The sequence below is a fragment of the Janibacter hoylei PVAS-1 genome (assembly GCF_000297495.1).
Lineage (GTDB): Bacteria > Actinomycetota > Actinomycetes > Actinomycetales > Dermatophilaceae > Janibacter > Janibacter hoylei.
The window spans coordinates 30,636-47,331 of record NZ_ALWX01000001.1; the positions used below are offsets into that span (position 1 = coordinate 30,636).

Sequence of the window (16,696 nt, forward strand, 5' to 3'; positions counted from 1 at the left end):
TGACTACTCACCTTGCTCTCAGCGGCTCTTCGGGTCGAAGGCATCACGCACGGCGTCGCCGAGCATGATGAAGGCCAGGACCGTGATGCTGAGGAAGAGGGCCGGGAAGAAGAGGATGTGCGGCGACGCCCGAAGGGGAGTCAGCCCGTCGTTGATCATGACGCCCCACGACACGGTCGGCGGCCGCAGGCCGATGCCGAGGAAGGACAGCGTCGCCTCCGCCGCGATGTACGAGCCGAGGTTGATCGTCGTGACGACGATGGCCGGGGCCATGGCATTGGGCAGCACGTGCCGGCGGATGATCCGCATCGGCGAGGCGCCGAGCGCCCGGGCGGCCTGCACGTAGTCGTTGGGCTTGACCTGGATGACCGAGCTGCGCATGAGGCGCATGAGGCTCGGCCAGCCGAAGAGGACGAAGACGAGCACGACCTGGATGACCACGCCGAAGTAGCCCTGGATCGGGATCCCCCAGATCTCCTCGGTGTCGCGCAGCGAGGACAGGAAGATGATGCCCGAGAGCAGCAGGGGGATGGCGAAGAAGATGTCGCCGAGGCGGCTGATCAGGGTGTCGACCAGGCCGCCCACGTACCCGGCGAGCAGGCCGAGGAAGGAGCCGAGGACGAGCACACCGAAGGTCGCGAGCACGCCGACGAGGATCGAGGCGCGGGCGCCGTAGACGACGCGGGTGTAGATGTCCTGGCCCTGCACGTCGGTGCCGAACCAGTGCTCCCCGCTCGGCGACTGGCGGGCCTTGCTCAGGTCGTTGAACCTCAGGTCGTAGGTCGTGAAGAGCGACGGCCAGATGGCCATCAGCAGGAACATGAGGATGAGCAGGCTCGAGATCCAAAAGAGCGGGTTGCGACGCAGCGAGACGAAGGCGTCCGCGGTCAGCGAGCGTGAGGGGCCCTCGGCCGCCTCGGCGATCACGGCCGTCCGGGTGGTCGTGGCGCCGGCCTCGTCCTGGCCCGGCTCCGGGGCGGCGTCCTGCGCCGTGGTCTTGTCAGTCATTGCTGATCCTCGGGTCGAGTGCGCCGTAGAGGAGGTCGACGAGCAGGTTCATCAGGAGGTAGACGATGACGAGCGTTGTCACCGCCCCGACGACCGCGATCCCGTCACGGTTGCGGATCCCGGTGAAGATGTACCCGCCGACGCCGCTGACGTTGAAGATGCCCTCGGTGACGATCGCGCCGCCGAGGAGGGCGCCGAAGTCGTAGCCCATGAAGGTGACGACGGGGATCATCGAGTTGCGCAGGGTGTGCACGCCGACGATGCGCCCCCGACTCAGCCCCTTGGCCTTGGCGGTGCGCACGTAGTCGGAGCGGATGTTTTCGGAGATGTTGGTCCGCATGAGGCGGGCGATGTACGCCAACGAGGTCGACCCGAGCACCATCGCCGGCATGATCAGGGCGACGAAGTCCGGATCCTTGCCCGAGGCGAGCGCGGGGAAGATCTCCCACTTGAGGCCGAGGAAGTAGCGGGCGGCGAAGCCGATGACGAAGATCGGGACCGAGATGACGAAGAGGGTGCTGACGAGCACGAGGTTGTCGATGAAGCCCCCCTTGCGCAGTCCCGCGAGGACACCCGCGATGATGCCGATGACGCCCTCGAAGACCAGCGCCATGACGGCCAGCTTGGCGGTCACCTGGAAGCGCTCACCGAGCTCCTTGGCCACGGGGATGCCGTACTGGTTCTCACCCAGGTCGCCCTGGACGACGTTCTTGGCGTAGTAGCCGTACTGGACGATCAACGGGTCGTTCAGGTGGTACTTCTCGTTGAACTTCTCGACATAGGCAGCCGGGCAGGGCCGCTCGCCACACTTGCCGGCCGTGGGGTCACCCGGCATGGCGAAGACCATGGCGTAGATCAGGAACGTGGAAAGGATGATCACCGGGATCATCTGGAGCAATCGTCGAACGATGTACTTGCCCACGTGCACCTCCTCATGGAACTGGTACGCACCTCAGGCCCGGGGTGCCGGGAGAGGGTAACTCACTGTGTGCGACCCCGCCGCAGACCATTGGCGGGAGTGCACGCCACCGGCCGGCCATCGCGAAGGTGATGGCCGGCCGGGGTCGTGCTGAGTCAGCCGTGGGGCTGGGTCACTCCTTGACGGTGATGGCCGCCAGGTCCGGGTTGCCGAAGGGGGGTCGCCTGGACGTTGTCGACCTTCTCCGACCAACCGATGATCGTCTTGCCGTACCACGTGGGGATGGTGGTGAACTCCTTGGCGATCATCCCCTCGGCCTCCTGGTACAGCTTGTTGGCCTCCTCGGGGGTCTCCGCCGCACCGGCCTCGCGCATCTTCTTCTGGAAGTCCGCGTTGTCGTAGGCGTAGTAGTTCGAGCCAGCGCCCTTGCCGTAGATCGGGGCGAGGTAGTTCTCGATGGACGGGTAGTCCATGACCCAGCCCATGCGGAACATGCCCTTGAGCTCGTCGTTGCCGAGCTGCGTCAGCATGGTCTTGAAGTCGACCGCCGGGGTGGCGACGCAGTCGATGCCGATGGCCTTGTTGACCGAGTTGCAGACCGCCTCGGTCCACTCCTTGTGGCCGCCGTCACCGTTGTAGGTGAGGGTCAGCTTGCCGTCGTAGCCGCCGCCCTCCTCGAGGAGCTGCTTGGCCTTGGTCGGGTTGTACTCGCAGTACTCACCGCAGGCGCCCTCCTTGTAGCCGTCGACGATCGGGGAGACCCAGCCGGTGGCCGGGGTCATCGCGCCGTTGAAGATCTGCTTGACGATCGTCGGCCGGTCGATGGCCATCGAGATGGCCTGGCGGACCTTGACGTTCTTCAGCTTGGTGTCGACGTGGTAGTTCATGCCGATGAACTGGAGGGTGGAGTTCTCCTTCTCCAGGTACCGGCCCTCACCGAGGTCGTCCTTGAACTTGTCGTCGACGAGCGCGCTCGCCGGGATCTGACGGACGACGTCGACCTCGCCGGCCTGCAGCGCGGTGTACTCGGCGTCGGCGTCCTGGAAGATCTTGAAGGTGATCTTGTCGGCCTGGCCGCCGAACTCACCGGCGTAGTCGTCGAACTTGCTGACGACGATCGACGAGTTCTCGTCCCAGGAGTCGAACTTGTACGGGCCGGCGGCGACGGGCTTCTTGCCGAAGGCCTCCGGGTCGTCGAAGAAGGAGTCGGGCTGGGGAGCGAAGGCCGTGTAGCCCAGACGCAGCGGCAGGTTGGAGACCGGCTCGGTGGTCTTGATGGTGAAGGTGTGGTCGTCGACGACCTCGAGGCCGGAGAGCTCCTTGACCTTGGACTTCGGGTCGGAGACCTCGTCGTAGCCCTCGACCGGCTCGAAGAAGTAGCCACCCTGCTGGCCGTTGGGGCCGAAGGCGGTGTAGTTCCAGGCGTCGACGAAGTTCTTCGCCTTGACCTCGGTGCCGTCGTGGAACTTGTAGCCCTTCTTGATCTTGACCGTGAACGTCTTGTTGTCCTCGGTCTCGATCGACTCCGCGATGTCGTTCTCGGGCTCGGCCGTCTCGGGGTTGTAGTGGACCAGCTTGGCGGTCAGGACGTCGAGGACGTCACCACCACAGGTCTCAGCGGTGTTGCCCGCGACGAGCGGGTTCTCCGGGTTGCAGCCACCGGAGACGATCTCGCCACCCGGGCCGCCGCCCGAGCCGCTGTCGTCGTCGCTGCTGCCACCGCACGCGGTCGCGAGAAGCGCGGCCGCGGAGATGCTGGCGATTGCCATCGCGCGAGACTTCACTCGCATGGAGGTCCTCCTACGTCAAGCCGCCGGGAAAGGCGGGTCTAACGGCTTTCCCGATCGTCCGGGTCCACCCCTGGGTGCAGCGCGGTCCGCGACTGCACGAGCCATCAAAAACCACCCTGCGGCGGTTGACCACGACCCCGTGTGCTGTGAGACACAACTGTGACTCTTCGGTGACCACCCCGGCACCCCTCGCAGGAGATGCAGGGTTAACCCTCACGGCCGGGAAACCTTGCGGCTGGAGCCACGGATCCCGACAATCCGGGGTGGTCCTGTGCCTGCCCGGTCACCCGCGCGCAGGACCTGCCACGACGTCCTCGAGGCTCAGCGGCCGACGGTCCGGTCCGGCGAGCGGCAGCCGCCAGTTGGGGTACTCCTCGTCGGTGCCCGGCTGGTTGATCGCTCGGACGTCGCCGACGAGGTCGGTCAGGGCGATGCCGCGCAACCGGGCCGGGGTCAGCTCGAGCCAGCGGTGCAGTGCCGCGACGACGTCGGCCACCTCGGCATCGGCGGTCTCGAGCAGCCCCCGCTCGGCGAGGGCCTCGCGCACGGCCTGCACGCTCGCCGCCTCCGCAGCCCGCTCCTCGTCGACGGGTCGGGTCAGCAGCCCGAGCCGCTCGCGCAGGTCGACGTGCTCGAGGGCGAGGTAGCCCGCGCTCGGCGGCAGGTCGTGGGTGGTCACCGTCGCCAGGCACAGCTCTCGGTAGTCCTCCGGCGGCAGCGGGCGCCCGTCGGCACCCCACTCGAACCACACGACGCTCGTGCCGAGGATCCCCCGCTCGACGAGGTGGTCCCGCACCCACGGCTCGACGACACCGAGGTCCTCGCCGATGACGACGGCGCCGGCGCGCTGCGCCTCCAGGGCAAGTATGCCGACGAGGGCCTCGTGGTCGTAGCGCACGTAGGCCCCGTCCCCGGGGGTGTGCCCCTCCGGCACCCACCACAGCCGGAAGAGCCCGATGACGTGGTCGATCCGCAGGCCGCCGGCACCGGCGAGCACCCCACGGAGCATGTCGCGGAAGGGGGCATAGCCCAGCTCGGCGAGACGGTCCGGCCGCCACGGCGGCTGGGACCAGTTCTGCCCGAGCTGGTTGAACTGGTCGGGCGGGGCGCCGACGTCGACCCCGCGGGCGAGGGCATCACCGAGAGACCAGGCGTCGGCCCCCTCGGGGTGAATGCCGACGGCGAGGTCGGCCACCAGCCCGATGCCCATGCCCGCGTCACGCAGCCGCTGCTGGGCCTCGGTCAGCTGGCTGCGCACGACCCACTGGACCCACACGACGAAGGAGATCTCCCCGCGGTGGGCAAAGCGGTGCGCCTCGACGGCGGGCGAGGTCGGGGTGTGCAGCTCCTCGGGCCACTCGCTCTCCCACAGCGAGCCGTGCTCGGCAGCCAGGCTGCACCACGTGGCGAAGTCGACGAGCGCCTGCCCCTCACGCGCATGGAGGCGGGCCACCTCGTCGGCCTGGCGTGGCCCGAGGTGACGGTAGGCGAGGCGCAGCGCCGCCCCCTTGAGCGCCCACGCCGCGTCCCGGTCGATGGTGTCGGCCGCGTTGAGCCGGGCCGCCCGGTCGGCGAGCGTCTCGACCTCCTCGCGCACGGGCGCCGGCAACAGGTCGAGGCCGGGCAGCCGGCGCAGGTCGATGTAGATCGGGTCGACGAAGCGGCGTGACGTCGGGAGGTACGGCGAGGGCTCCATCGGTGGCACCGGCTCGGCCGCGTGCATCGGGTTGACCAAGACGAAGTGCGCGTCGTGCTCCCGTGCCGTCCACTCACCGAGCGCCACGAGGTCGCCGAGGTCGCCGATGCCCTGGCTGCCGGCACTGCGCACCTGGTACAGCTGCGTCATCAGGCCGGCGCGCGGCGCCTCGCGCAGGACCGCGGGCAGCTCCAGTCGCTGCGGGACGGTGACGAGGGTCGCCTGCTCCGTCCCCTCGACGAGCGGCACCTCCGGCCGGGCGAGGAGCTCGTGCCACCCGAGCGGGAGGTCGGCCGGCAGCTCGAAGGCCGCCTCGCCCACGAGGACCCCGTCGACCTCCCGGGGGTCGACGACGTGCTCGACCTGCACGAGGTCGCGACGTCCACCCCCTTCGAGCTGGACGTGGACCGTGACGGCGCTGCCGTGCGGGACGTGGACGAGGAGGCGAAGGGGGTCCCCCTCGCGCTGGACGACGGTCGGGGGCAGCGTGCGTCGCCACGGGGCGGTGCGGACCCGCTCGAGCGCGGTCGCCGTCGCCGCGTCGTCCGTGACGTCCTCGCCCATCGCCTCCAGCACCGCCCGCAGCGCGCTGCCCGGGACCCGACGGTGCTCACCGCGCCAGTCCCACCAGTGGGCGTCGACCCCCTTCGCGGCGGCCAACTCCTCCAGCAGCCCGCGGGGCTCCTCCGGGGCGTGCGTCTCGTCGCTCACGTGGCCAGCCTTCAGCAGCGGGGCCACCCGTGTCCACCGGGGCGGGTAGCGTGAGCGCGATGGACGACGTACAGCTCCTGGCGCCGCGTGAGGTGCCGCTCGGCGGGCCGCGCGCGATGACCGTGCGGCGCACCCTCCCCTCCCGGCAGCGCAGCCTCGTCGGCGCCTGGTGCTTCCTCGACCACTACGGCCCGGACGACGTCGCCGCCACCGGCGGCATGGCCGTGCCCCGCCACCCCCACACCGCGCTCGCGACGGTGTCGTGGCTCTTCACCGGGGAGATCGAGCACCGTGACTCCACGGGTGCGCACGCGATGGTCCGACCCGGTGAGCTCAACCTCATGACCGCGGGCCGCGGCGTGAGCCACTCGGAGTTCTCCACCCCGGCGACGAGCGTGCTCCACGGCGTGCAGCTGTGGTTCGCGCTGCCGTCGAGCGCGCGCGACGAGGAGCCCTCCTTCGTCCACCACGTGCCCGAGCCCATGTACGTCCCCGGCGGCGTCGCCCGCGTCTTCCTCGGCGAGCTGCTCGGTGTCCGCTCCCCCGTGCGGACCCACACCCCGATCACCGGCGCGGAGATCCTCCTCGACGCCGACGCCGAGACCCTCGTCGAGGTCCCGGCGGGCCACGAGCACGCCCTCCTGCTCGACGAAGGCGACGTCACCGTCGACGGCACCGCGCTCGAGGCGGGAGAGCTCGGCTACCTCCCGACCGGACGCCGCAGCTTCACGCTGCGCTCGGCACGTGGAGCCCGCCTCGTCCTCATCGGCGGTGAGCCCCTCGGCGAGCAGATCGTCATGTGGTGGAACTTCATCGGCCGCAGCCACGACGACGTCGTCGCCGCCCGCGACCGCTGGATGGCCGAGATCGGCCGGGAGCCGGTCGAGGGCGAGGAGCGCTTCGGACCCTTCCCCGACGGGCAGCCGGCCGCCCTGCCCGCCCCGGCCCTGCCGGGGGGTCGGCTGCGGGCGCGGGGCTGACATGGGTCTGATCAACGCACCGTCCGCCCGCGTCGTCTTCATCCACGGGCGGGGCCGCAGCGGGCCGAGCGCCTGGCCGCTGCTCGCGGAGGCAGGCGCTCCCGAGCACGTCTTCCTCGAGCGCACCTGCCCGGCCGACCAGCCCGAGCGCGACGCCGACCGGGCCATCGACGCCCTCGAGGGGCGCGGCCACCTCGTCGGCCACTCCTACGGCGCGGTCACCGCGATGCTCGCCGCGCAGCGCCGACCGGACCGGCTGCGCAGCCTGGTCCTCATCGAGCCCGCCTGTTACGACGTCGCCCGCGGTGGTCGTGGGGTCGAGCGGCACATCAGCGCCATGGCCCAGGTCTTCGCCGTCGCCGACGACCCGAGCGTCGACGGGCGAGAGTTCTTCCGACGCTTCGCCGCCGGCATGGGCGCCCCTGACCCGGAGGTCGACGACGGCACGTGCGACGCGGTGGCCGCCCGAATCCGGGCGACGCCGGCGCCGTGGGAGATCTCGCTGCGGGCCGATACCCCGCGCCTCGTCCCGACCCTCGTCATCACCGGGGACGGCTCACCGATGTACGCGGAGGTCGCCGCGGCCCTCGAGGCCCAGGGCGCGACCCACCTCCCGCTGCCCGGCGCCGGTCACCGACCCCAGGACACGCCCGAGGGCGCGGCGGCGATCACCGACTGGGTGGCGCGGCACGGCCGCTGAGCCTCACTGCCGGTGGAGCACCGCCACGGGGCAGGTCGCGAGCGCCAGCACCCGCTGCGTGACGGACCCGAGGAGCATCCCGCGGAACCCGCCCCGGCCGCGCGAGCCGACGAGGAGCAGGTCGGCCCCCTCGGCGACCTCGACGAGCGAGTCCGCGGCGCGACCGTGGCGCACCTCGACCGTCACCTCGATCTCGGGGTGGGCCCTGCGGGCCGCCTCGATCGTCGACTCGGCCATCCGGCGGTAGCGGCTGTCGACGGCCTCCCACTCGGGGGTCCCCGGCTCGGTGACGACGACGCCACCCTCCACCTCGACGTTCCACGATGTCACCGTCGTCACGGTGCGCCCCCGCAGGGCGGCCGCGTCGAGGGCGTGGTCGAAGGCCAGGCGGCTGTGCTCGCTGCCGTCGATGCCGACGACGACGCGCCCGTCGCCCTTCGTGCTGGCATTGTCGGGCACGAGCACGACGGGGCAGGGGGCGTGGGCGACGACGCTCATCGACGTCGTGCCGAGCACGATCCGCTCGGCACGATTTTTGCGGGCGGACCCGACGACGAGGACCCGCGCGCCCTGGGCGCTCGCCATGAGGGCCCCCGACGGCGAGCCCGTCGGCAGCGCCGTCGACACGGGGAGGCCGGGGTGGGTCGACTCGACGTGCGCCCTGGCGTCGACGACGACGCGCGTCGACTCCTGCTCGACCCGGTCCACGATCTCGGGGCTGGTCAGCAGCTCACCGTAGGCGGACAGCGGGGTGCCGAGGTCGACGGCGTGGACGAGGTGGAGCGGCGCGGAGAGCGCCGCGGCCTCGGCCGCGGCCCAGTCGATGACTGCGGCGTCCCGGTGGCTGCCGTCGAGGGCAGCCACCACGGCGCCGGAGGGTGTCGGGGTGTCGTGGGTGCTGGCGTCGGTGCTCATGCCCCATTGTCCCCACGAACCCCCACCGCGTGAAGGGGGGGGTCAGCGCCAGTCCGTCAGACCGGGCCGGTCGTGGCTCCCGCCGGGCCAGACCGCCCGCACGATGCCGGCCGCGGCGAGGGCCTTGCGGCACCCCGGGCAGGGCGGGTCGGTGATGTAGGCCGTCGCGCCCTTGGTGTCCCGGGTGGAAAACAGGAGCGCGTTGACCTCCGCGTGGATCGCGATGCAGAAGCCGGGCGTCCCCGGGCGGTCGTAGTCGCCGAGGCCCGGCACGGCGTCGTAGTCGAGCTGCCCCCTGGGGCAGGCTCCCTCGAGGCAGTCGGCCTCGCCCGGGGCGGCGCCGTTGTAGCCGGTCGCGATGATCCGGTGGTCGATCGTCAGCACGGCACCGACGCGGCGGCGGGTGCACTTGGCGCGGGCGGCGACAGCCGTGGCGATGCCGAGGAAGTAGTCGTCCCAGCTCGGCACGCTCGTGGTCGGGGTCTCGTCGGGCACGGACCGATCCTAGGCAGACCGGGCCCGCGTGATAGACCGCTGGGGTGACGAGCCACGAGACGACGCGACGGACTCCCCCCTTCGGACCCGGGCTCGCTCTCCTCGGCGTGGCCCTCATCTCGATCAACCTGCGCCCCGGGGCGACCTCCATCGGTCCGCTCCTGGCGGAGGTGCGTGCGGCCCTCGAGATCGGCCCGACCCTCGCCGGTGTGGTGACCGCGCTGCCGGGCTTCGCCTTCGCCGTCGCCGGTGGCGGTGCCGTCGCGCTGGCCCGACGCGTCGGGGTCTCCGCGGGGATCGCGCTCGGTGTCGCCGCGGTCGTCGTCACACTGCTGGCCCGCGTGTTCACCGACTCCTCCGGCGTCTTCCTCGTGCTCACCGCGATCGGGCTCGCCGGCATGGGGCTGGGCAACGTCCTCGTCCCCGCGTGGATCAAGGCGCACTCCACCGACGGTGGGGTGCGGCTCATGACGATCTACTCGATGGGGCTGACGGTCGGCGGCACCCTCGGCCCGCTGCTCGCCGCCCCCGTCGCCGACGTCGCCCCCGGCCAGTGGCGCGGCGCCCTCGGCATGTGGGGGCTCGTCGCCCTGCTCGCCCTCGTCCCGTGGGTCGTTATCGCCCTGCGCGACCGGGTCCACCGCCGCGCCGCGGGCGAGACCCCGACGTCGCGGATCTGGCACTCCCCCACCGCGATCGCGCTCACCGTGCTCTTCGGCGTGCAGTCGACCAATGCCTACGTGCAGTTCGGCTGGCTGCCGCAGATCTACCGCGACGCGGGGCTGTCGGGCGCCACCGCCGGCCTGCTCACCTCGGTGCTCGCCGCGCTCGGCATCTTCGGCGGGCTGCTCATGCCGACCGTCATCGACCGCAGCCGTGACCTGTCCGCGTGGATGATCGGCTTCGGGACGCTCGCCGTCGCCGGCTACCTCGGCCTGCTCCTCGCCCCGGCGACCGTGCCGTGGCTGTGGGCGGTCCTGCTCGGCCTGTCGGGCTTCGCCTTCCCCACCGCCATCGCCCTCATCGCGGCCCGCACCCACAACCCCCACGTGACGGCCCAGCTGTCTGGATTCGTCCAGCCGGTCGGCTACCTGCTCGCAGGGATCGGCCCCTTCGCCGTCGGCCTCCTGCACGAGCTGACCGGCGGCTGGACCGTCGTGCTCCTGCTGCTCATGACGACGGGTGTCGGCATCACCCTCGCCGGCCTGCGGGTCGCCCGCCCGGTGCTCGTGGACGACGAGATCGGCGTCAGCTCGCCCACGCGCTGAGGCAGGCGGCCGCCGCGGCGCCCGGGTCGTGGGCGCCCATGATCTCGCGGACGACGGCGACGCCGGCGATGCCGGTGAGGGACAGGGCCGGCACGTCCGCGACCGTCACGTCACCGATAGCGACGACCGGCAGGTCAGTGGCAGCAGCGCGAAGGGGGTACCCCGCAAGACCCACCGGGGGGGCGACCCGCGCTCTTCGTCGGGGTGGGGCGGTAGGGGCCGCACCCGAGGTAGTCGGGCCGATCCGCACCGACGCGCGCCTCGGCGGCCCGGACGTGCTCGAGGGTGCCGGCGGTCAGGCCGACGAGGGCATCGGGCCCGAGCAGGGCCCGAGCGTCCGCAGTCGGCAGGTCGGCCTGCCCGAGGTGGACCCCGTGCACGGGGGCACCGCGTCGACGCGCCGCATGGGCGACGTCGGCGCGGTCGTTGACGATGACCCGGGTGGTGGGGGCGACCTCGGCGACCGCGCCGGCCACGGAGAGGACGAGGTCGAGCAGCTCGCCCGCGAGCAGGTGCTTGGCCCTGACCTGGACGATGCCTGCGCCGGCTGCTGCCGCAGCGGCCGCCGCCCGGACGGTGGCCGGCCCGTGGCCCGAGGTGACGAGGTGGAGGCGCCAGTCGATCACGTGAGCCGCACTCCGCTCCCGACCTCGGTGGGGGTCACCGCGTCGAGGGCGTCGAGCAGACCGACCCGGAAGCTGCCCGGCCCGAGACCGCCCACCCGCTCCGAGGCGACGGTGAGCAAGGCGGTCGCCGCCACCGCCGCGACGAAGGGGGCCGCCACGGCGGCGTGCGCCGCGCTGAGGGCGCCGAGCAGGCACCCGGTGCCGGTCACCCGCGTGAGCACCGGTGCGCCCGAGGCGATCCGGACGCTCTGGCGCCCGTCGGTGACGAGGTCGACCGCCCCGGAGACGGCGACGACGCACCCGTGCGCAGCCGCGAGGGAGTGGGCCGCCTCGGCGGCCGCGTCCGGGGCGACGGTGCTGTCGGCCCCGCGACCGGGCTGCCCTCCCCCGGCGAGCACGAGGACCTCCGAGGCGTTACCGCGCACGATGCTCGGCCCGAGGGCGAGCAGCTCGAGGGCGAGCGGGGTGCGCACGGGCGCCAGACCGATGGCGGTCGGGTCGAGCACCCAGGGGGTGCCGCGCTCGGCCGCCACCTCGGCCGTCGGGAGCAGCCCGGCCCGCCCGTCGGAGCTCAGCGAGCCGAGGTTGGCGAGGAAGGCGTCGGCCACGGTCACGAGGGTCGGCGCCTCGTCGACGGTCTCGGTGAGCATCGGCCGGGCGCCGACGGCGAGCAGCCCGTCGGCGACGATCGCCCGGGTCACCGACCCGGTCGCCCCGTGGACGAGCGGGCTGGCGGCCCGCATCGCGGCGACGGCGGCGGTCACCTCGGCGCGCAGGTCGCTCATGTCGTCGCCCCCGACGGCACGCCCGGCCGGAGGAGCGTGCCAGATCGGACGGCGACCGCCTCGACGTCGTCGTCGAGCTCGCACCGGGCCAGGCGTGGCCCGAGGGCGCCGCACCCGGCGACGAGCAGACCGCCGACGACGAGCACCGCGACGACCGCCCCGTCGTGCCCGAGGAGCGGCTCGAGCCGGGGCAGCCACCACGGCCACAGGGCCGGGACGACGATGGAGAGGGAGTAGGCGGTGCCGTACCCCGTCGAGCGGACGTGCGCGGGGAAGCGCTCGCACAGGTAGGCCCCGACGGGCCCGTAGCCGCACACGGTGACGACCTGGAGCAGGGCCACCCCCACGACGAAGGGGAGGACGGCTGCGGTCATCGTCGCCAGCCAGAGCAGTGGCGCGAGCACGGCGGCCGCGAGGCCCCAGCCGACGAAGTAGCGCCGCCGGCCGAGCACCGTCGACCAGTGCCCGGTCGTCGACATGACGAGGGCCTGGGCGACGGAGGCGACGCCCATGACCGTCGCGACCTCGCCGCCGTCGAGGCCGTGGTCAGCGGCCAGGCGGCCGGTCGCGGCGATGACGACCATGTTGGTCATGAGCCACAGCCCCGACATCAGGCCGAACATCTGCCAGAAGGCACCCGCGTAGGCGCCACCGAGGACGGCCCGGAGACCGAGCGCGGCGGGCGCCCTGGTGTCGGCCTGCTCGCGCTGACGCACGACGTGGGGCGCGTCGGCGACCCGCGCGGAGTAGAAGGCGAGCAGGGCGAGGCTGGCGAGCCCTCCGGCGACGAAGGAGAGGCGCCAGCCCCACTCCGCGTAGGTGGCCGGGCCGAGGAGCGCGAGGAGCGCCGCGGTGGCGAAGGCGATCGTCGACTGGGCCCAGGGGGCCATCGACATGATGAGCCCGGAGACGAGACCACGGCGCCGCGGTGGTGACCACTCCATCGCGAGCGGGATCGCCGAGGTGTACTCCCCGGCGAGGAAGACGCCACCGACGAAGCGCAGCAGCACGACGGCGCCGATGGCGAGCACGCCGACGCTCGCGTGGGTCGGGACCGCCGCGATGAGCAGGGAGCAGGCAGCCGTGCCGGCGATGGCCACCTGGGTCGTGCGGGTGCGGCCGACGCGATCGGCGATCCGCCCGAAGACCATCGCCCCGACGGGGCGGCCGAGCAGGGTGGCGACGACGACGAGGGCGCCGGAGGTGACGCCGGCGTGCGGCCCGGCGAGCGTCACGAGCGCCGGGGCGAGCGCGACGACGGGCAGGAAGATGTTGACCTGGTCGACGTAGTTGCCCACGACCCCGGCGCGCACGGCGGCGCGTCCCGCCGGTGGCAGGTCGGGCACGAGGCTCATCGGGTCGACTCGTCACGGACGTAGACGCTCGAGCCGAGCTCGACGAACTGGCGCGCCTTGGCCGCCATGCCCGCCTCGGCGATCGCCCGCTGGTCGGCGGCCGACCCGTAGGCGTCGCGGATGTCCTGGCTGATCCGCATGGAGCAGAACTTCGGCCCGCACATCGAGCAGAAGTGGGCGGTCTTCGCCGGCTCGGCGGGGAGGGTCTCGTCGTGGAAGGCCATCGCCGTCTCGGGGTCGAGGGCGAGGGCGAACTGGTCGTGCCAGCGGAACTCGAATCGGGCCCGGCTCAGGGCATCGTCGCGCTCCCGGGCCCTCGGGTGCCCCTTGGCCAGGTCGGCCGCGTGCGCGGCGATCTTGTACGTGATGACGCCGGTGCGCACGTCGTCGCGGTCGGGCAGGCCGAGGTGCTCCTTGGGCGTGACGTAGCAGAGCATCGCCGTGCCATGGCGGGCGATCTCCGTGGCGCCGATGGCGGAGGTGATGTGGTCGTAGCCGGGCGCGATGTCGGTGACGAGTGGCCCGAGCGTGTAGAAGGGCGCGCCGTGGCACCAGTCCTGCTCGAGGTCGACGTTGTCCTTGACGAGGTGCAGGGGCACGTGGCCCGGGCCCTCGACCATGACCTGGACGTCGTGCTCCCACGCGCGCAGGGTCAGCTCACCGAGCACCCGCAGCTCGGCGAGCTGAGCGGCGTCGTTGGCGTCCGCGACCGACCCCGGCCGCAGCCCGTCGCCGAGCGAGAAGGCGACGTCGTAGCGGGCGAAGATCTCGCACAGCTCGTCGAAGTGGGTGTACAGGAAGGACTCCTCGTGGTGGGCCAGACACCAGCCGGCCATGATCGAGCCGCCGCGGGAGACGATGCCGGTGACACGGTCAGCGGTGAGCGGGACGAAGGCGAGCCGCACCCCGGCGTGGATCGTCATGTAGTCGACGCCCTGCTCGCACTGCTCGACGACGGTGTCCCTGAAGACCTCCCAGGTGAGGTCCTCGGCCCGACCGTCGACCTTTTCGAGCGCCTGGTAGATCGGGACGGTGCCGATGGGCACGGGGCTGTTGCGGATGATCCACTCACGGGTCGTGTGGATGTCGTCGCCGGTCGACAGGTCCATGACGGTGTCGGCCCCCCAGCGAGTGGCCCAGGTGAGCTTGTCGACCTCCTCGGCGATGGAGGAGGTGACGGCGGAGTTGCCGATGTTGGCGTTGATCTTCGTGAGGAAGGCCCGCCCGATGACCATCGGCTCGGACTCGGGGTGGTTGACGTTGGCCGGGATGATCGCGCGGCCGGCGGCCACCTCGTCGCGGACGAGCTCGGGCGAGCATCCTTCTCGCAGAGCGACGTAGCGCATCTCCGGCGTGATCTCGCCGCGGCGTGCGTAGTGCAGCTGGGTGACGGTGCGGCCCTCCACGGCACGAAGGGGGTCCCTCCCTTCGCCCCGCCAGGCCCGGGAGGCCTCGCCGCGGCGCACGGCGGACCGTCCGTCGTCGAGCAGGTCGCGTGGTCGCCCCGCGTAGGGCTCGACGTCGCCGCGCGCGGTGATCCACGCCGCCCGCGCCGGGGGCAGCCCGACCTCGGGGTCGCTGCCGGGGCCGGCCGTGCGGTAGACGTGCACGTCGTCGTTGGTGCTGCCGTCGGGGCTGTCGGCCAGGGAGATCGCCGTCACCGGCACCTCGATCGACGGGTCGTGGGGGTCGGTCAGCACCTCACGACGGTGCTGGGGGTGGAGCTCGGTCTGCTCGTCGGTGCGCACCAGTGCGCCTCCTCTTCCTTCGCCGGCATGATCCGGACAGGTTCAGACGGTCCGGACGGCGTCAGTCCGATCTCAGCTCGTGCCCGAGCTCCCGTGGGGGTGCTCCGATACAACCACATGGCTACGGTGGCGGCATGACCGCCCCGCTCCCCCGACCGCCGGTGGCCCTGACGATCGCCGGGTCGGACCCGTCGGGCGGGGCAGGGATCCAGGCCGACCTCAAGACCTTCAGCGCGCTCGGTGCCTTCGGCACGAGCGTCATCACCGCCCTCACCGCCCAGTCGACGACCGGCGTCACCGACGTGCACGAGGTGCCGGTCGCACACGTGCGGGCCCAGCTCGAGACCCTCGTCGCCGACGTGCGCATCGACGTGGTCAAGGTGGGGATGCTCGCGTCGGCACCGCTCGTCGAGGTGGTCCACGAGCTGCTCACGACCGGTCCGCTCGCTGCGACACCGGTCGTCCTGGACCCGGTCATGGTGTCGACGTCGGGCTCGCGGCTGCTCGCGCCAGACGCGGTCGACGCGGTGCGCGCGCTGCTGCCCCGCGCCGACGTCGTGACGCCCAACGTGCCCGAGGCCGGGGTCCTGCTCGACGAGCCACCGGCCGCCGCCGCGGCTGACCTGCCCGAGCAGGCCCGGCGGCTGCGCGAGCTCGGTGCGCGTCGGGTGCTGCTCAAGGGCGGCCACCTCGACGGTCCCGAGTCGGTCGACCTCTGGCTCGACGACGACGGACCGGTCGCGCTGCGCGGGCCGCGGGTCGCGACCACGGCGACGCACGGTACCGGCTGCACGCTGAGCTCGGCGATCGCCGCCCTTCGCCCGCGCCACGACGGGTGGCGGCCAGCGGTTCGTGAGGCCCGTGGCTGGCTCACCGAAGCACTGCGTCACGGGGAGTCGCTCGAGATCGGGGCCGGCGCCGGGCCGGTACACCATTTCCACGAGCTCGTCAGGTGGCGCGCGACCACCTGAGGTCGAGCCGACCCGGCGGTCAGCCGGCGACGTCCCCGCGGAGCGCACCTAGAGTCCTCCCATGACGACCTGGCTGCTGCTCGCCGCCGCGATCCTGTGCGAGGTGGCGGCAACCCTGAGCCTCAAGGGCGCGCTGGACCGACCCGCGCTCTACGTCGTCGTCGTGGCGGGGTACATGGCCTCCTTCACCCTGCTGGCCGCCGTCCTGCGCCGCGGGATGGGCCTGGGCGTCGCCTACGGCATCTGGTCGGCGTGCGGGGTGACCCTCACGACGGTCCTGTCGACGGTCGTCTTCGGCGAGCGCTTCACCCCCGTCATGGGCCTGGGCGTCGGCTGCGTCATCGCCGGGGTGCTGCTCGTCGAGACGGGGACCCGCCACGCCCCGGTCGAGGACGTGAGCGCGTGACCGGGTGGCTCTGGCTCACGGTGGCCGTCTGCGCCGAGGTGACCGGCACCCTCGCGTTGAGGTCGGCCGTCGAGGACCGACGGTGGTACGGGCTCGTCGGCGTCGGCTACCTCACCGCCTTTGCCGCCCTCTCGGCGAGTCTCTCGCACGGGATGCCGCTCGGCGTCGCCTACGGCACGTGGGCGGCCGCCGGGGTGGCGCTCACCGCGCTCGGCTCACGGGTGCTCTTCGCCGAGCCGCTCACCCGCCCGATGCTCGCGGGCATCGGACTGATCATGGTCGGCGTCCTGCTGCTCGAGCTCGGGGCGGGCCACTGACCGACG

Annotated in this window: 16 protein-coding genes and 1 riboswitch; of the genes, 6 read left to right on the forward strand and 10 right to left on the reverse strand. The window is 72.4% G+C overall.

Annotated features, from left to right (window positions below; translation table 11 throughout):
* Positions 1 to 18: 18 nt before the first annotated feature.
* The 4 genes from B277_RS00145 to malQ all read right to left on the reverse strand — a co-directional run bounded on the left by B277_RS00145 (position 19) and on the right by malQ (position 6,124).
* Positions 19 to 1,008, reverse strand: coding sequence for an ABC transporter permease (locus tag B277_RS00145; RefSeq protein WP_007923782.1), 990 nt, complete (start codon positions 1,006 to 1,008; stop codon positions 19 to 21).
* Positions 1,001 to 1,930, reverse strand: a complete 930-nt coding sequence (locus B277_RS00150; RefSeq protein WP_007923784.1) for an ABC transporter permease — start codon at positions 1,928 to 1,930, stop codon at positions 1,001 to 1,003. The genes B277_RS00145 and B277_RS00150 overlap by 8 nt, the downstream gene beginning before the upstream one ends.
* Positions 1,931 to 2,082: 152 nt before the next feature.
* Positions 2,083 to 3,696 (reverse strand): peptide ABC transporter substrate-binding protein, encoded by a 1,614-nt coding sequence (locus B277_RS00155; RefSeq protein ID WP_238539330.1) that lies wholly within the window; start codon positions 3,694 to 3,696, stop codon positions 2,083 to 2,085.
* A gap of 304 nt (positions 3,697 to 4,000) precedes the next feature.
* The gene (gene malQ / locus B277_RS00160; RefSeq protein WP_051987773.1) at positions 4,001 to 6,124 is read right to left on the reverse strand and encodes a 4-alpha-glucanotransferase; all 2,124 of its coding nucleotides are present in this window, start codon (positions 6,122 to 6,124) and stop codon (positions 4,001 to 4,003) included.
* 59 nt (positions 6,125 to 6,183) lie between these two features.
* Between malQ and B277_RS00165 the strand changes: the two genes are divergently transcribed.
* The gene (locus B277_RS00165) at positions 6,184 to 7,104 is read left to right on the forward strand and encodes a pirin family protein (protein WP_007923789.1); all 921 of its coding nucleotides are present in this window, start codon (positions 6,184 to 6,186) and stop codon (positions 7,102 to 7,104) included.
* Position 7,105: 1 nt separating this feature from the next.
* Positions 7,106 to 7,804: an alpha/beta fold hydrolase gene (locus B277_RS00170; protein ID WP_007923790.1), complete on the forward strand. Its 699-nt coding sequence runs from the start codon at positions 7,106 to 7,108 to the stop codon at positions 7,802 to 7,804.
* A gap of 3 nt (positions 7,805 to 7,807) precedes the next feature.
* On the opposite strand, the gene B277_RS00175 is transcribed toward B277_RS00170, so the two are convergent.
* Complete coding sequence (locus B277_RS00175) at positions 7,808 to 8,719, reverse strand: universal stress protein (RefSeq protein ID WP_007923791.1); 912 nt, start codon at positions 8,717 to 8,719, stop codon at positions 7,808 to 7,810.
* Between the two features lie 42 nt (positions 8,720 to 8,761).
* Entirely contained in the window at positions 8,762 to 9,214 is a 453-nt protein-coding gene (locus tag B277_RS00180; RefSeq protein ID WP_007923792.1) for a deoxycytidylate deaminase, read from the reverse strand.
* A 44-nt stretch (positions 9,215 to 9,258) separates the two neighbouring features.
* On the opposite strand from B277_RS00180, the gene B277_RS00185 reads away from it, so the two are divergent.
* The gene (locus B277_RS00185; protein WP_007923793.1) at positions 9,259 to 10,482 is read left to right on the forward strand and encodes an MFS transporter; all 1,224 of its coding nucleotides are present in this window, start codon (positions 9,259 to 9,261) and stop codon (positions 10,480 to 10,482) included.
* A 134-nt stretch (positions 10,483 to 10,616) separates the two neighbouring features.
* Here the strand turns inward: B277_RS00185 and B277_RS00190 are convergent, their stop codons facing one another.
* From B277_RS00190 to thiC, 4 genes are all read right to left on the reverse strand, one after another.
* Positions 10,617 to 11,108, reverse strand: coding sequence for a thiamine phosphate synthase (locus B277_RS00190; protein ID WP_007923795.1), 492 nt, complete (start codon positions 11,106 to 11,108; stop codon positions 10,617 to 10,619).
* Positions 11,105 to 11,893 carry a hydroxyethylthiazole kinase gene (gene thiM, locus B277_RS00195; RefSeq protein ID WP_007923798.1) on the reverse strand — a complete coding sequence of 263 codons (789 nt, stop codon included), beginning with the start codon at positions 11,891 to 11,893 and terminating at the stop codon, positions 11,105 to 11,107. Before thiM ends, B277_RS00190 begins: the two co-directional genes overlap by 4 nt.
* Positions 11,890 to 13,248 (reverse strand): MFS transporter, encoded by a 1,359-nt coding sequence (locus B277_RS00200; protein WP_007923799.1) that lies wholly within the window; start codon positions 13,246 to 13,248, stop codon positions 11,890 to 11,892. Before B277_RS00200 ends, thiM begins: the two co-directional genes overlap by 4 nt.
* Positions 13,245 to 14,996: a phosphomethylpyrimidine synthase ThiC gene (gene thiC / locus B277_RS00205; protein WP_007923800.1), complete on the reverse strand. Its 1,752-nt coding sequence runs from the start codon at positions 14,994 to 14,996 to the stop codon at positions 13,245 to 13,247. Before thiC ends, B277_RS00200 begins: the two co-directional genes overlap by 4 nt.
* Positions 14,994 to 15,101: riboswitch (TPP riboswitch) on the reverse strand. (Overlaps the previous gene by 3 nt.)
* Positions 15,102 to 15,130: 29 nt before the next feature.
* Here thiC and thiD point away from each other — a divergent pair.
* From thiD to B277_RS00220, 3 genes are all read left to right on the forward strand, one after another.
* Positions 15,131 to 15,967, forward strand: a complete 837-nt coding sequence (gene thiD, locus B277_RS00210) for a bifunctional hydroxymethylpyrimidine kinase/phosphomethylpyrimidine kinase (RefSeq protein ID WP_007923801.1) — start codon at positions 15,131 to 15,133, stop codon at positions 15,965 to 15,967.
* A gap of 61 nt (positions 15,968 to 16,028) precedes the next feature.
* Entirely contained in the window at positions 16,029 to 16,373 is a 345-nt protein-coding gene (locus B277_RS00215) for a DMT family transporter (protein WP_007923802.1), read from the forward strand.
* Positions 16,370 to 16,690: a DMT family transporter gene (locus B277_RS00220; protein WP_007923803.1), complete on the forward strand. Its 321-nt coding sequence runs from the start codon at positions 16,370 to 16,372 to the stop codon at positions 16,688 to 16,690. Before B277_RS00215 ends, B277_RS00220 begins: the two co-directional genes overlap by 4 nt.
* The last annotated feature ends 6 nt before the right edge of the window (positions 16,691 to 16,696 follow it).

Bases quoted from the DNA above. Each gene is read 5' to 3' on its own strand.
- thiM (WP_007923798.1), bottom strand. From the start codon at position 11,893: ATGAGCGACCTGCGCGCCGAGGTGACCGCCGCCGTCGCCGCGATGCGG.
- B277_RS00155 (WP_238539330.1), bottom strand. From the start codon at position 3,696: ATGGCAATCGCCAGCATCTCCGCGGCCGCGCTTCTCGCGACCGCGTGC.
- B277_RS00145 (WP_007923782.1), bottom strand. From the start codon at position 1,008: ATGACTGACAAGACCACGGCGCAGGACGCCGCCCCGGAGCCGGGCCAG.
- B277_RS00165 (WP_007923789.1), top strand. From the start codon at position 6,184: ATGGACGACGTACAGCTCCTGGCGCCGCGTGAGGTGCCGCTCGGCGGG.
- B277_RS00215 (WP_007923802.1), top strand. From the start codon at position 16,029: ATGACGACCTGGCTGCTGCTCGCCGCCGCGATCCTGTGCGAGGTGGCG.
- B277_RS00170 (WP_007923790.1), top strand. From the start codon at position 7,106: ATGGGTCTGATCAACGCACCGTCCGCCCGCGTCGTCTTCATCCACGGG.
- B277_RS00200 (WP_007923799.1), bottom strand. From the start codon at position 13,248: ATGAGCCTCGTGCCCGACCTGCCACCGGCGGGACGCGCCGCCGTGCGC.
- B277_RS00175 (WP_007923791.1), bottom strand. From the start codon at position 8,719: ATGAGCACCGACGCCAGCACCCACGACACCCCGACACCCTCCGGCGCC.
- thiD (WP_007923801.1), top strand. From the start codon at position 15,131: ATGACCGCCCCGCTCCCCCGACCGCCGGTGGCCCTGACGATCGCCGGG.